A 14,902-nucleotide genomic window follows, 5' to 3' on the forward strand; every position below is an offset into this window, starting at 1 on the left:
GTCCGGACGCCTATGCTCGTAACGTACTCTCGATTATACGAGACGGTACAAACATATATCGGAGTATGGCGCGAACACTGTTGCAAGAGGTGCTAAGCATGTCGGAATCCCCACGGAATGGCGTCCAGTCGTGGACTGAGTCGATGAGCGCTCGCGGCCGTATTCGAGCCGTCGCCGAGACGCTTCGTGAACCCCGGTCGGTTAACTGGATCAGCGAGCAGGCCGACGCCGCCTGGAGCACGACCAATGAGGAGCTCCAGGATCTCGTCGACCAGGGCCAGCTGCGACGCGTCGAGGCCGGCAAGACGACGCGCTACCAGCCGGACTACACGCGACTGCTCTTCGAGGAAATCCGCACGCTCATCGAGGAGAACACGCGCGAGGAGCTTCGCAACGAATTGGCGGCGATCACAGGAGAGATCGAGGAATGGCAGGCGACCTACGACGTCGAGACGTGGGAGGAGCTCGAACAGTCGCTCGCCAACGCCGCTCTCACAAGTGACGAACTTTACGAACGTCGTGACGTGATCACGCGGTGGGAGGAGAATCTGGAAGACCGTCGCCTCATCAAGCACGCGTTGGCGCTCTACTCGGACGTCGAAGCCGCTCGCGAACAGCGGATCAACGTGGCTGACCGCGCCACAAACTAATTCTTGTGATCTTCGAACTTGCGGGCGTCATCGAGGGCGACACAGCTACTTGCAAGACTGCTCATCCGCCTTTTGCTGGAGTTCGACTGCGGCCTTCTCGAAATGTTCCGCAAGGAACGGCGTTCCCGATGTCGCCCGCTCGGTGAGGAATTCGACGGCGTCAGTGACCGCATCAGCGTCGCGTTCCGTAGCTGCGACACAGTCAACATATCCGTCGAGTGCCCGACTAAATGCACGCGAGAAATGGTCGTACGCGCCATCAATGCGCTCCATGTTCTCGTCGAGTGACTCGGTGAGTGCCCGGTAGACGGTTGCCGCCGACGCGTACCGCCCCTACTCATGATACTCGTTTGCGAGATTGAACCACTGCGTGAAGTCGATGGGCTCGAAGACGACGTGGTACTCAGGGTTCGTTTCTTCGAACCGCCGGTCGATCGCGGTGCGATGCTCGTCGATCGACTGGCTCGTCAGCTCGCCGACGCGGGCGAGAAACCGATCGCGGAGATCCGCATCGCTCGCGAGTTCGTCACGCAGGAACGCGCGCAGTTCGTCGGCGTCGGCACTGTTGAGTGCGGTGCCGAGTCGCTCGCCTTCGTCTGCCGGTGGGTCGTCGACACACCGAAGCAACACGGCGACGACGTGCTTGCACGCTCCCGGCCCGTCGTACGGACAATCGAACCACGGGGCAAACCCGTCAGTGGCGAGGTCAACACGAACATCGTACTGACGGCTGCCACTCACGACGGCGGTTACGGTGGTGTCGACGCGGTGAATCTCGCGGATACGGCCCTCAGCAAGATATCGTTCGCCCCGTTCGAAGACTGCGTCCGTGCAGATGTCCCGAACTGCGTCCTCGGTTACGTCCATTCTTATGGTGGGTTTGACGCACTATTCAGCCGATCCAATGTATCATCCTCGTACGCTGCCCGCCACATCACATGGACGGCACGCGCCACGAGTGAGACTTCGGTCACGTCGATACAGGACGGCTCGGCGGCCGTCGTCGCGGCCTCAGGCGGCGGGTGAAAATGGATCTCGGGCGAGTGTGTATTCGGGTGGCGATCGAAGCGCCAGTTGATGTCGTCGCTATCGACGTAGTGGAACGAATACATCCCCAGTTCGCTCCACTGGATATCGAGCCGAGCGCGCTCGGCGTCCCCAAGCCCATCGCTGAGACTGATCTGCAGTTCCGTGGGTGCGACGACGTCATCGTACGACGTTGCGTCGACGAGCGGTTCGAGTTCGAGCCAGAGGTCACGAATCCGCTGGAGTGCCGGAAGATAGATCGGCCCGAACTCGCCGGCACGGTCGTCCTCACTCATACAGCGAGCTGGTGACTGGCCTCGTCATACGCGAGTGCCGCTTGGGCGACCGCGAGATTCTGCCGCGTCGTTCGCCACGCGGTAAGGTCGTCCCACCCGTCCGCCTCGTCGGCGTCGAGTTGCTGCGCGAGTTCCTCGGGAGACACCACATCGTAGCGATCCTCGTAGCGACGGATCTCGGCTTTCATGTCCTTGATGCCGTCGAGCAACTCCGTTCGGTTGGCTTCCTCACGAAGCTCGCGGATCCGGGACATCAGCACCCGGTCGCTGTCTCGCTTGTACAACGTTGTTTGTCCATCTTGATCCGTCTCGGCGAACCCGGTGTTCACGAGCGACTTGCAGTGCCGACGGGCCGTCGGCTCGCTCACGAGGGCGCGGTCGGCGATCTCGGCTGCCGACTGTCCCTCGTGGGTCTGTTCGATGATTTCGTACACCCGCTCGAACGGCGTGGTGTCGGCTTTCCAGTCGGCTTTGACCTGCTCGCTGACGTCGTCCCACGTCTCGGTCATACTGGGTGCTACGCAGCCAAGAAACAAATAGTTTCCTGAGAAAATTATTTTACTTTTGTACTTGTAGATGTGCGTCGTCAGACGATCTGCTCCGCTACCGTCTCGTGATGCGTCCGAACCGTCGAAGGCGTGACGTTCCCAGATTCAGCGACGGCACGCTGCGTCAGCCATCGCCCCTCCTCGCGACCGGCTGTGTAGAGGCAGGCCGCTGCGAACCCGACCGGATGGACGCCCGTCGTCATCCCGCGCTTTTCAGCCTGCTCCGCGAGTGTTCGGGCCCGCTGCCGAATTGCATCCGGACACTCGAGGTCCGAGGCTAGGCGCGGCACGAACATGCTGGGGGAGACGCGGTCAAAGCTGCTTCTGACCTGTTTTCTAAGCCCGTGGTGTTGTTGTTCGAAGCTGGTTCGTATCCCCTTGATTGACCTAACGCTGAAGAGAGTTGGTGTCGAAAACTGTGACAATAATGATTCGTGAGCGGTCTCCGGAAATAGATCTTCATTCAGTTTCTGAGGAATTGGAGTCGGTCTCTGAGGAACTATCTGCGACGCTTGATAGAGGCGGTTTAGTCGTCGAGCTGGAGGACCAGTCTCTCCGGGTGATCCCTACAGATCGTTTCCATTCGGCGGAGGGAGAGCCGGAAGACACGGACAATGTGCTGTATGCAACTAAAAACGGCTTTATCGAGCTCAGTGAGGAGGGATTCTTTCAGTACGAACTTTCGGACTCCACGGACCACAGCATACTGCTAACCCAGATCGTTACCGGAGAAGGAAGCTCCAGAGAGATAGATTCGTTTGAGATGATGGATTTGCTTGCTGATGCAGGCTATTTGCCGCCTTACACTCCGGAGCCTCTGAGAGAACTGATGGCGGGTTGGGCCGTTTCAGAGAAGGACTATTCGGTGCTCGATATAGCTGCGGGAACAGGATCTCTAATGCAAAAAGCCGCTGAATACACAGAAGGCTCGAAATTGGTAGGCATCGAAATCGAACCACTATACGCTGATTTAGCCCGTAACAGGCTAAAAGAGAATGAGAACGCCGAAATAGTTACTCAAGACTTCTTTGAATGGCAACTACCTGGGACATCTTCAGGTGACGAGGAGGCGGAGAAGTTTGATGCGGTCATTGGCGACCCGCCCATGGGAAGGCTGTTCCACGTCAGCCCAGAAAGACGTGAAAGGATCCAAAAATGGGCTCCTGGCAGAGGAAAGATAGCTTCAGCAGCCTTTGTCACTAAAGCTGTTTCACACCTGAAAGAAGGTGGTAGAGGGGCGTTCTTGCTTCCGAAAAGTGCATTGAAGCAGGGCTTATTAGAGGAGTTGACTGAAAGCTGCGGGATCCACCGGGTAATTGAACTGCCTGTTGGTCCGATAGGCAGTGCTCGTTCCACGGAGTTGGTACTGCTCACGGTAATCAAGGAAGATAGACCACGAGATGTACGTGAGACAGGGATTGGGAAATTCAATCAGACGGAGTTACCTGAGAACGCTCGGGGATTGTTCGAGCAGCCGCTCGACAAGATACTCCAGAATCGCTACAACCCCTACAACGTGGAGTTGGTAAAGGCGTCCCACGAGGATTTGGAAGGTAGGAACGTGGTGCGGATCCTGTCGAACCCGCCTATCTATGATATCATCACTTCTGACGGCTTCACTCGTTTCGGCGATCTCTCAGGTGTCGAGGCAGGAAGCGGGCTCAGTACAGGTAACAACGACTTCTTCTATTTCAGCGAAGAGGAACGGGAGGACTCCGGTATCGATGACAAGTTCTTCCGACCGGTAATCAAGAACCCATCCAGCGAAATCAGGGCTATCACCTCTGATGACATTGATGTGTATCTTCTAGATCTCCAGTCCTACACGGACGAACTCGAATCAGAGAAAGTAGAGATTACTGAAGCTAATGTAGTAGAGGAATTGAGAGAGGATGGCCACAACGAATTGGCAGAGTATATCGAAAATGAACCAAGGCGCTACAACCAGGAGGGCCCGGCATTCGAAGTAGATTATCGGGGTGTGTTCGAGAATCCAGACCTGGTTATACCTAAGATTTTCGATAACCCGCGTTGTTACAGGGTTGAGATTGAGGATGCGTTGTTTGATACTGCTATGATCGGATTGCAGGCAGAGACCGATGAGATACGGGATTCTCTGGCTCGGCTATTGAATTCGCCGTTGTATAAGGAATTCTTCCAGACGTATGCCGATCCGATAGACTTGGACTGGTACCGGCTCAATTTTGGATCTCTACGAGATATCCCCGTTATCAAGGGTGCCCTGAGCCAGGACCTGTTCAACCGTATGGAGTCGTTCTTCCCTCCCGAGGATGACGGAGACCTGGTCAGTTTGAACCAGCTCTTGATAGAGAGCTGTGAGAGTGATAGTGAGAAGGAATCAATCCGCCGGTACCTTGCGTCCAGAGATGATTTCGCATGGTCCTGGTTTATGACTCCATCTGAGTTTGAAGAGTTTCAACAGTTACTGGAGTCAGATGAGGAAGCAGCCCGTGAGTTCATTGTTGAACGGTTTGAGGAAGAGCTTCTCGACAAGGCTCGGAATACATTCGAGAATATCGGGTTCTTTGAGGATCGGAGTGAGTTGTTGAACGACTTATTGATGGAGTTTGAGCAGGGGCATTACAGAGGTTTTCTTGCTGGTATTGTTCTCCAATTTGAGGGGGTGCTGGGAGATTTAGTGGAAGAAACAGGCGGGGAGATTATCGAGAAGGATCATGAGACGAAATTCAAGATGCCGGGAAGAGGCCGGACCCAGACGAAGAATCTGGGTAGTCTGATATCGCACTTCTTTGATGGCGTATTCAGCACTTTCTTAGATGAGACTGTAAGGCAGAGACGTAACAAGATCGCCCACGGCGACATTATAGAGAACAGCCGCGAGCTCTCGATCTACTTCTTCATATCATTCTATGCACTCTGCAACGCTTCTCTGAACGAATACGTGCGGCTAGCTGAGGAAGATCAAATCGGAGTATCCGCCTGATATCATCCGAGCTGAACTATCCGTGACAGGAGACCCTTGCTTTGGTTGATGTTGAAGGGGAACCAGTTTTGGAGTGTTTCGTCGGCTTTGATTTGGATGTGGTTGCCGTCTTGTGTTGCGCGTGCTTCGCTGGGTAGTGTGCGGGCGTATTTTCTGACGCTGCTGTAGACGCCGAGTGAGTCGTCGAATTTGGCGATGAGGTTGCGGTTCCGTCTTTTGAATTCGTCGAAGCCAGTTTCGTAGATGTCTCTGGTTGCCATCGTTCTCACCGTGTTCAGGGAACTCGCCAGTACAGCGAGCCCCTCACCCATTGAGGGGCAAATAAACGCTATCGAGTACGGAATTCGGTTCAGCTGGATAGGGACTTAGACGATATTTGATGATTCCGACCGGCGGTCAGTATTTTTTGAAGGCAACGCTAATCGGTTAGCAAAAGCGGTCGCTATAGTAGTCGTTAGAAATAGTTACTCACTTTTGGGACCGAAAGTTGCTCGAGAGCAGTGTCAATTGCTGTCGTTAACTCGTCAAGTGAGTCGAAGAACGGTTGCTAAGAGCCGCTTGAAGCTGTCTCCAACACTCTTCGACCGGGTTCAGCTCCGGCGAATACGATGGAAGCGTCACGAAGGCGAGGTCGTCACGGGCCGCCAGGTCCGTGACGGCCGACGCCTGAAAGTACGGCGCTCCGTCCAGCACTACGAGCAAGTCATCTTCAAATTCTTCACATAGTGCTAAAATGAACTGTTTTGCGTGATCGGCAGTAACGTACTCTTCGAATCGCGAGAAGAAGCGATCACCGTCCTCGGTGATCGCGCCTAACAGACACGTCCAATCACGTTGGCCAGAGAGTTCGACAGAGGGCCGCGTGCCGCAGGGAAACCACGCGGAATGCGGCTCAACTTGCACGGATTTCTTGGTTTGATCGATACAGACTACGGTGGCGTCCATCTCCCGCCGCTTTTTTTGAGCTCATCGTGGAACTGTTCTTGCTCGTCTTCGTCGGCTTCGGCGGCTTTCCGGCGTGGTTTCTGATAGCTCAATCCCGCTTCTTTCAGTAACCGCCGACAACTCGGGATTGAATACTCGACGCCGTAGGTTTCTTCGAGAAAGTCTTGGACGAGCGCCGGCGTCCACGCCGGCGCGCCGACCCCGACCTCTTCAGGAGGTTCGTGAACGGTTTCTTCAAATTCTTTTTGCTGTGTTTCTGAGAGTTTTCGTTTTCTTCCGGTTCGCTTATCGTCAGACACGGCCCGCTCAAGCGACTCGTCTGTGTCGAGTCGCTTGAGCCAACTGTAGATTGTCCGCCGCTGAACGCCGTACCACTCGGCTAGCTCGGTCTGTGTCACCCCATTCTGGTACGCGATAGCTGCTAAGAGCCGTTGTGTCGGCTTCTTTCCGTCCACGTTGTCGAGGGCGTCTTGCAATTCCTCGACGGTGATCTCGTCGAGATGCTTCACTATCTCTCACAACAGTCGTTGTGCAAAAAGTTCTAACGGTTACTATAGACAGCGCCGTTTTTGCTGATAGTTACTGGACTCTTCGCTCGCGTCGACAGGCGATGCGCGGACGCGGAATACACAGAAGACGAGTCCCGTCTTCACGCTCGCAGAGCATAGTGTGTACACGAGTTGTAATCTTGGCGAAGGCCGAAAGTGAGCGACGACTATCCGCAAGGATTCAACAGTCGTTCCCGGTATACACTCATGAATACACAGAGAGAAATCCTCTAGCAGACATAAACGTGGGCTGACTCGGCGATTGCGTGGTAAGAAATCAGAAACCTGATACTATCTTGCTCCGACTCTATTAGCTCTATGTAAAGGGCCATTAGGATTAAGTTAATTGTATATAATTACAAATCGGTGACCGTAGTTTCTCAACTGCGCGTCAGGAACGCGGTGGACGACTGCCCTGGACCTCCGACCGCGCACTCGAAGCATTATGACACACTCAAATCGGCGGAAGACACGAACCGAACAGTCACCCGATAGTCGGCTCACACCGACGCGACGGCAGTTCTTGCAGGCGACCGCAATGGCTGCAATGGCCGTGGGAGTCAGTTCACAGTCCGGTGCCGCGGCAGCGACGAATGCGCCAAGCGCCCCGGGTCGAATCTCGAATCTCGCGGCGTATCTCGAAGACCCCGAGAGAGTCGCGGAGAACGTCGAGCCGACTCACGTGACGAGCGCCGTTACCTACGAGTCCGTGCACGCGGCTCGAACGGCGGACGAGCCGTTTACGGAAATCGAATCGCGATTCGCGGAGTCGGAGTACGTTCAGCTACTCAACGGCGAATGGCAGTTCGCGTTTCACGAGAAGCCGAGCGAACTTCCCGACTCGTACGACGGCCTCGCGGGCGACGAGTGGGGCTCGATAGACGTCCCCGGTGTCTGGCAGACGCAGGGGTACGGCGAGCGGATTTACGCGAACAACGCCATCACGTGGGAGGTCTACGAACCGAATCAGGACGGCGATTTGGTTCCCAACGAGGACGGGACCGTCGACGTTCCGGGCGTCGACGACGACGACTTCAACCCCGTCGGCACGTACCGGCGGTCGTTCGCAGTTCCAGAGACGTGGGACGGGCGTGAGACGTTCCTCCACTTCGAAGGCGTCAAACAGGCCTTCTTCGCGTGGGTCGACGGCGAGTACGTCGGCTTCAGGACGGGGTCGATGACGCCCGCCGAGTTCGACGTCAGCGACCACGTCGAGGCCGGCGGAGACCACCAAGTCACAGTGCAGGTGTACCACTGGTCCGACAGCGAGACGCTGGAGACCATCGACATGTTCCGGTACGCCGGCATCTTCCGGAGTGTCTACTTGTTCGCGACGCCGGCGGTACACCTCAGGGACTTCTACGCGCGCACCGACCTCGATGACGACTACGAGGACGGCGAACTTCGTATCGACGCCGAGATAGCGAACTACGGCGATGCTCCGGCCGGCGAGTACGTGGTTCGTGCGCACCTCTACGAGACCGCCCGCACGAAACCGGGCCGCGGACCACCGCGCGGAAACGGTGCGAGCGCGGCAGGCGGAAACGGCGGGAAGGAAAAGGGGAACGAGGCATCGCAGAGCCGCGGCCCGCCGGACAACGCCGGTCCCGACGGCCGGCCGCCCCGCGGGCGTAAGGTCACGACCCTCTCGTCGACCGCGACCGTGGACGAAAACGGTGCGGTGGTCTCGCTCGATGCCGACGTACCGAACCCCGCGAAGTGGTCGGCCGAACAGCCGAACCTCTACCAGCTCGTGTTGGAACTCGTACCCGCGGGCGGCACGCCAACGGAGGCGATGCTGGAGAAGGTCGGTTTCCGGAGCTACGAGACCACTCGCGGACAACAGGGGGCCGAGGTTCTGGTCAACGGTGAGTCGGTCGATATTCAGGGCGTGAACCGCCACGAGACCGACCCGGACTTCGGTCGGACGGTCCCGATAGAGCGCGTTCGGGAGGACATCGAGACGATGCGGCAGTTCAACATCAACGCGGTCCGGACGTCCCACTACCCGAACGACCCGTCGCTGTACCGACTCGCGGACGAGTACGGGCTCTACCTGCAGGACGAAGTCTGCGTCGAGTCCCACTGGTGGCAGGGACTGCTCGCCAACACCGAAGTCTACCACGACCAGGCGGTCGCGCAGTTCCGCCGAATGGTGCTTCGAGACCGCAACCACGCCTCGGTCTTCAGTTGGTCGACCGGCAACGAGGCGGGGACCGGTGCCGAGCACATCGAAATGGCGTCGCTCGCGGCCGACTCTGACGAGTTCATCCCCGGGGATACCGCCGATGTCAGCGGCGTCGAGACCGTCGAGTCGTTCGACGGGGACGTAGAGGGGGTCGCCCCTGACCGCATCCTCTATCACCAGCCGAACGGCGGCGGCTGGAACGTCGAGTACAGCGACATGCTCGGGCCTCGGTACGCCGATATCGGGACCCTGCTGTCGGTCGGTGACGGCTCGTACATCGGCGACGGACTCCGAGAACCCCGGCGTGCTCGTCGGTTCGCCGACTGTCGTCCCCGGGCCGGACGCCGCACCGGGCGGCAACACCGACGGAGCCATCGAACTCGTCGCGGGCGACGCGATCGAGATTCGAGGCGACGCCGAACTCGAACACGCCGGCGAGTTCACGGTCGGCGCGACGATTTCAGTCGACGAGAGAATCGGAATGGACGCCGACGTACCAATCGTCGTCGACGAGGGCAGGTTCGAGCTGGCGCTTTCGGACGGCGAAATCCAGTTCTCGGTCGGCGGCGGTGAGGGAACGGTCTCAGCTCCGGTCCCCGACAGCGGCCTCGACGGCTGGACGACCGTCGTCGGCGTTGCCGGGTCCACCGAGCTCGCAATCTACGTCGACGGCGCGCTCGCGGGCGAGTCGAGTCACTCCGTCTCGGGCCTTCGCGCCGGGGAGGAGCGATTCGAATCGGCGGCGAGGCCGACCTCGCGGTCGACGGTCTCGGCATCTACGACCGCGCCGTGAACTCCGACGAGACGAGCGATGCCGATGGCGAACTGACGGACGGCGCAACCGTCGCGTACGACTTCGCCGACCTGCTGCGAGACAAGAGTCTCGTCGGCGGGTTCATCTGGGACTGGGTCAACCAGGACCTGAACGACACCACGGCGGACGGCGAGGCGTTCCAGTTCTACCATAGCGACGGCCCCGACGGGGCGTTCTGTCTCAACGGACTGGTCTGGTCCGACCGAGACCCACAGCCCGAACTGTGGGAACTCAAACACTGCCACCAGCCGGTCGGTGTCGCCGACGCCGACGTCGCGGCGGGAGAGGTGTACATCTCGAACCGCTACAACTTCACGTCGCTCGACGGCGTCGAGGGGCGGTGGGAACTGACCGCCGACGGCGAACCGCTCCGCTCCGGCGACTTCGGTGTCGACATCAGTCCGGGAGAGACCCGCCGCGTTAGCCTTCCCGTCGAAGCGCCGTCCAGTCCCGGGGCCGGCGTCGAGTACCGACTGACGGTGCGGTTCACGCTGGCGGAAAGCACCACGTACGCCGATGCCGGCCACGAAATCGCGTTCGAGCAGTTAGCGGTCCCCGTCGACGCGCCCGAACCGGAGATCGCGACACTCGATTCGATGGGGCCGCTCTCGGTCGACGAAGGCGGTGATATCACTATCTCCGGTGACGGCTTCGAGTACGTCGTTGCTGAAGACGCGGGGACGCTGTCGTCGATGGCGTACGAGGGAACCGACTTACTCGACCGCGGCCCGCTGTTCAATTCGTGGCGGGCCCCGGTCATGAACGAGATTCAACAGTGGGGGAGCGCCCCCGCGCTCTCATGGTACGAGGCGGGGCTCGACGAACTGACGCACTCCGTCGAGTCGGTCGGCGCCGAGCGCCGCGACGAGTCGCTCGTCGAGGTCGCAGTCGAGGGCTTCGCCGAAGGCGCTGAGCCGGCCCGTCGGCTGGCGACCCCGGACCGCTCCGAACACGACAACGACGGCGTGCTCACGGGTGAGGCCGGAATCGTCACCGGTGCCTCCGGGCAGGCCGTCGAGTTCACCGACGACGGCTCGCTCTCGCTGGGACAGTCCGAAAGCCTCGACGTCACCGACCCGGGACTGACAATCGAGTTCTGGGTCCACCCCGGCGAGCCGCAGGAGGGTGGTGCGGCGCAGGTCTACGTCTCGAAGGGCGGACGACAGTATCTCCTCAAGCGCCGTGAGCGCGGCCGCGACGGGTATCTGGAGTTCGTGTTCAACGCCGACGGCTGGCACGTCGCAGACGGGCCAGTGCCGGACGACTGGACCGAGGGTTGGCACCACGTCGCTGGCGTCTGGGACGGCAGCGAGATTACGCTGTTCGTCGACGGGGAATGACTCGGAACCGGGTCCTACGAGGGGACGCTTCAGCACGTCGACGCGCCGACGCAGGTCGGGTCGAGCGTCGCCGACGGGACCGCGCTGGACGAGGTGCGAATCTACGACCGCGCGCTCGCCGAAGACGAACTCGGTGCGCTCGCCGCGGACACGCCGCTCGACGGCGCTGTGGCGTGGTCGCCGCTCGATGAGTTCAACAGTGTGGGTGATGCGAACGGGCCGGGGTTCGCCACCAGCTACCACTACCGCGTCTACGGGAGCGGCGACGTGGCAATCGACGTCGAGGCCCGCCCCAACGAGGGGCTTCGCGAGACGGTCGACGGCTGGCTCCCAAAAGCTGGCGTCCAGCTCGAACTCCCCGAGCGATTCGACGACTTCGAGTGGTACGGACGCGGCGAACTGGAGACTTACCCCGACCGGAAGTGGGGCGTCCCAATCGGGCGCTACGCTGGCTCCGTCGACGAACAGTACGTCCCGTACCTCTCCCCGACCGACAACGGGAACAAGGCCCAGACACGGTGGGCGACGCTCTCGGGCGGCGACATTTCCCTCCTCGGAATGTTCGGCGAGGGGGACGCCAACGTCAGCCTCGAACAGTGGGCGAATCTCGCGGAGGCAGAACACCAGTACGAACTGGAGGACCGCGGGTCCGTCGAGTTCAACCTCGACCACCGCGTGACCGGCCTCGGCGGAACGCCGACAGAACCGATTGATCGGTATCAGGTTCCGGTCGAATCGACCGCGTTCGGCGTCGTCCTTCGGCCGTTCGGCCCCGACGACGACGATCCGATGGCGCTGGCGAACCGACGGCTCCCCGACCCGCAGGAGTAGCCTTCGAACCGACGTCTCTAATTTTTCATCTGCGAGGCTCCCCCCTTTTTCGCGATTTCCTCTCCCGAGGCCGACCCCGTCTGACGACCGGAACTGTCGCGCGAGCGTCCGTGGTTCCGAGAGCCCCAAACCGAATCTGAGAGGCTAGGGACCCTTTTCATAATCCGAACGACGGTCGTTCTCACGACGGTATCGAGATCTGATTTACAGAACTATGGGTGTAATTATAGTTGGTCGAACTCCCTATATCTGTTTAATGTAAACACATAGCATTGTACGCGTTTACATAATGTAAGATGATGATTGACTGACGTACAGCGCGAACGACAGGCTACTCATCGGTGCAATCGTCGGTCGAGTCGCGGAAGTCAGTTCCCGGCGGAGCGTCGAGTCGCGAGTTCCGATTGGGCGAGTCTAAATGTTTAATATGTTTCGCAAGAGACGTTTCGACTGTCGATATGAGTAGCGACAGAAACTACGAACGAGAGTTCGTACGCACGTTCTTCACCTCGCCGACGGCGGTCGGCGGCGAGAACTCGGCGAAGATGTTGCAGAGCGCGGCACAACTGCGGGGAATGCAGGCCCCCGACACGTGGATTCCGGACAACGAAGACGCCACGGCACCGTCGATGCGCGACGAGGGCGTCCAGAACCTCGTCGAGGTCGTCTCCGAGCACGGCGCGTCGTTCCCCGGCGAGATTCACCCCCGCGTCGTGTGGCACCGCGACGACCCCACGACCCGGTACGAGGGCTTCAAGCAGATGCTCGAAATCACCGACCCCGAAAACGGTGCGGTCGAGCACATCGACGGCTTCGTCATTCCCGAGGTCGGCGACCTCGACGACTGGAAGAAGGCCGACGAGTTCCTCACCATCATCGAGAACGAACACGGTCTCGAAGAGGGACGCCTCTCGATGTCGGTCATCATCGAGAGCGGCGAGGCCGAACTCGCGATGAGCGACCTCCGCGCGGAGAAGGGCAAGCCGTCCAACAACCTCGAACGGCTGTTCCTCCTCGTCGACGGGCAGGTCGACTACACGAAAGACATGCGCGCCATGACGCCGACCGGCGAGCTTCCGGCGTGGCCCGAACTCCGGCACAACACCTCTCGCGGAGCCAGCGCCGCCAACTGCATCGCCGTCGACGGCCCCTACGACGACATCCGCGACGTGGAGGGCTACCGCGAGCGCATGGTCGAGAACCGCGCCATGGGGATGACGGGTATCTGGGCGCTCACGCCCGGACAGGTCGTCACCGCCAACGAGGCACCCCTGCCGCCGAAGACCGGCAGTTGGCTCCTCGAACTCGACGACGACGAAATCGAACTCGACGACGAGGACGGCCGACAGGTGTACGACGGCGACGAACTCTCGCTCGAACAGGTCGGCGACGACAGCTACGTGCTCCGCGTCGACGGCGAGGAACTGGAGTGCGACGGCGAGGAACTCCACGAGGAACTCCTCGACCTGACCACCTACGTCCCGAGCATGGACGACATCGTCGACTCCATGGAGGAGTTCGAGGCGGCCAAGGAGGCCGGCAAGGGCGCGATTGCGATGACGCAGGCGACGACGCTGGTCATCGACGACGTCGAAGTCGACATCGCCAAGGACCGCATGTGGGACGAGGCGACGTATCAAGCCGCGATGACGCCGGTCGCCCTGTTCCAAGACGTGTACGAGCACCGCCCGGACCAACACGACGCGCTCGAAGAGATGTACGGCGCGGACATCGTCGAGCGCGCGATGGCAGTCGGGACAGACGACTAACGCAGCCAGCCAGTCAGCCGACACGTGTAACCAACCCGCGTCTGTCCTTTTGGCGTACGACGCACTCGAAACGACAGCGCCTGGTTACGAGAGCTCCGCTTCTAACGACTCGACCGCGCTCAGCAGTTCGTCGGCGAACTCGCGTTCGAGCCGCGTCATGTCAACCTGATACTTCGGCCCGCCGACGCTGAGGCCGCCGACGATGCGCCCGTCGCCGTCGTGGACCGGCGCGCCGACGGCGATGAGGTTCGGCGCGAACTCCTCGTCGACGACGGCGTACTCCTGGGTGGCGATGTCGTCGAGCGCGTCGAACAGTCGGTCGGGGCTCGTAATCGTCCCCTCGGACTCCCTCGGCAGGCCCCAGTAGTCGATAATCGACTCGACCTCGTCGCGGTCCAGTTCCGCGAGGATGGCCTTCCCCGCGGCCGTGTTGTGCAGGTGATACTCCGACCGGTATCGGATACCGTTCGCGTCCCGTCCCTCGTCGGTCGACGAGCCGTAACACATGAGCAGCCGACCGTGTTCAAAGACGGTGAAGTTCGCCTCTTGACCGGTCGCGCGGGCCAGTTCGTCCACGACGCGTTCGACGACCTCGTCGCTCGGATACCGGTGTCTCGCGCGCTCGCCCAACAGCGCCACCCGGAAGCTGACGTGGTAGACGCCGTCGCGTTTGACCAGATACCGACTCTCCAAGAGCGTGTTGAGGTGGCTGCAGATAGAACTCTTCGAACTGTCGACCATGGAGTCCAGTTCGGCGAGCGTGAGACCGTCGTGTTCGAGAATGAGGCTGAGAATCTCCAACGAGGCCTGGGTCGTCTTGAGCCGTCGCCCGGTCACGTTCTCGATCATACATCGACTATTATCATGATGGTTGATAACTGTTGCCAAAATGTAAATCAACTGAACTGGCCAGCCAGACCTGCTAATTCGGGCATGTTTCTCCACGATTTCTTCGGGAACAAACGGAACACCACGACGAACG

The 14,902-nt window shown here is 59.8% G+C and carries 10 protein-coding genes and 4 pseudogenes; 7 read left to right on the forward strand and 7 right to left on the reverse strand.

What is annotated here, in order from left to right; translation table 11 throughout:
- Nucleotides 1–98: 98 nt before the first annotated feature.
- The gene (locus ACFQI8_RS17935; RefSeq protein WP_390247286.1) at nucleotides 99–650 is read left to right on the forward strand and encodes a DUF7342 family protein; all 552 of its coding nucleotides are present in this window, start codon (nucleotides 99–101) and stop codon (nucleotides 648–650) included.
- 45 nt (nucleotides 651–695) lie between these two features.
- On the opposite strand, the pseudogene ACFQI8_RS17940 reads toward ACFQI8_RS17935, so the two are convergent.
- From ACFQI8_RS17940 to ACFQI8_RS17955, 4 genes and pseudogenes are all read right to left on the reverse strand, one after another.
- Nucleotides 696–1,517 (reverse strand): annotated as a pseudogene (locus ACFQI8_RS17940) (SWIM zinc finger family protein).
- 2 nt (nucleotides 1,518–1,519) lie between these two features.
- On the reverse strand, nucleotides 1,520–1,972 hold the full coding sequence (locus tag ACFQI8_RS17945) for a toxin-antitoxin system TumE family protein (protein ID WP_390247223.1): 453 nt from the start codon (nucleotides 1,970–1,972) through the stop codon (nucleotides 1,520–1,522).
- Complete coding sequence (locus ACFQI8_RS17950; protein WP_390247225.1) at nucleotides 1,969–2,481, reverse strand: winged helix-turn-helix domain-containing protein; 513 nt, start codon at nucleotides 2,479–2,481, stop codon at nucleotides 1,969–1,971. The genes ACFQI8_RS17945 and ACFQI8_RS17950 overlap by 4 nt, the downstream gene beginning before the upstream one ends.
- 77 nt (nucleotides 2,482–2,558) lie before the next feature.
- A pseudogene (locus ACFQI8_RS17955) lies at nucleotides 2,559–2,861 on the reverse strand (transcription initiation factor IIB family protein); the annotation flags it as partial.
- An 86-nt stretch (nucleotides 2,862–2,947) separates the two neighbouring features.
- Here ACFQI8_RS17955 and ACFQI8_RS17960 point away from each other — a divergent pair.
- Nucleotides 2,948–5,485, forward strand: a complete 2,538-nt coding sequence (locus ACFQI8_RS17960; protein ID WP_390247227.1) for an HsdM family class I SAM-dependent methyltransferase — start codon at nucleotides 2,948–2,950, stop codon at nucleotides 5,483–5,485.
- Between the two features lie 2 nt (nucleotides 5,486–5,487).
- Here ACFQI8_RS17960 and ACFQI8_RS17965 read toward each other — a convergent pair whose 3' ends face one another.
- Both ACFQI8_RS17965 and ACFQI8_RS17970 read right to left on the reverse strand, forming a co-directional pair.
- Complete coding sequence (locus tag ACFQI8_RS17965) at nucleotides 5,488–5,796, reverse strand: tyrosyl-DNA phosphodiesterase (protein ID WP_390247229.1); 309 nt, start codon at nucleotides 5,794–5,796, stop codon at nucleotides 5,488–5,490.
- Nucleotides 5,797–5,939: 143 nt separating this feature from the next.
- Nucleotides 5,940–6,939: pseudogene (locus ACFQI8_RS17970) on the reverse strand (IS630 family transposase).
- 586 nt (nucleotides 6,940–7,525) lie between these two features.
- Between ACFQI8_RS17970 and ACFQI8_RS17975 the strand changes: the two are divergent.
- The 5 genes and pseudogenes from ACFQI8_RS17975 to aceB all read left to right on the forward strand — a co-directional run.
- A pseudogene (locus tag ACFQI8_RS17975) lies at nucleotides 7,526–9,232 on the forward strand (glycoside hydrolase family 2 protein); the annotation flags it as partial.
- 238 nt (nucleotides 9,233–9,470) lie between these two features.
- Entirely contained in the window at nucleotides 9,471–9,959 is a 489-nt protein-coding gene (locus ACFQI8_RS17980; RefSeq protein ID WP_390247231.1) for a LamG-like jellyroll fold domain-containing protein, read from the forward strand.
- Complete coding sequence (locus ACFQI8_RS17985) at nucleotides 9,956–11,320, forward strand: beta-galactosidase domain 4-containing protein (protein ID WP_390247233.1); 1,365 nt, start codon at nucleotides 9,956–9,958, stop codon at nucleotides 11,318–11,320. Before ACFQI8_RS17980 ends, ACFQI8_RS17985 begins: the two co-directional genes overlap by 4 nt.
- A 93-nt stretch (nucleotides 11,321–11,413) precedes the next feature.
- Nucleotides 11,414–12,151 (forward strand): beta-galactosidase small subunit-related protein, encoded by a 738-nt coding sequence (locus ACFQI8_RS17990; RefSeq protein ID WP_390247236.1) that lies wholly within the window; start codon nucleotides 11,414–11,416, stop codon nucleotides 12,149–12,151.
- A gap of 458 nt (nucleotides 12,152–12,609) precedes the next feature.
- The gene (gene aceB, locus ACFQI8_RS17995; protein WP_390247238.1) at nucleotides 12,610–13,920 is read left to right on the forward strand and encodes a malate synthase AceB; all 1,311 of its coding nucleotides are present in this window, start codon (nucleotides 12,610–12,612) and stop codon (nucleotides 13,918–13,920) included.
- Nucleotides 13,921–14,004: 84 nt separating this feature from the next.
- Here aceB and ACFQI8_RS18000 read toward each other — a convergent pair whose 3' ends face one another.
- Complete coding sequence (locus ACFQI8_RS18000; protein ID WP_390247240.1) at nucleotides 14,005–14,769, reverse strand: IclR family transcriptional regulator; 765 nt, start codon at nucleotides 14,767–14,769, stop codon at nucleotides 14,005–14,007.
- Between the last annotated feature and the right edge of the window lie 133 nt (nucleotides 14,770–14,902).

The sequence above is a fragment of the Haloferax chudinovii genome, from assembly GCF_042663345.1.
GTDB lineage: Archaea > Halobacteriota > Halobacteria > Halobacteriales > Haloferacaceae > Haloferax > Haloferax chudinovii.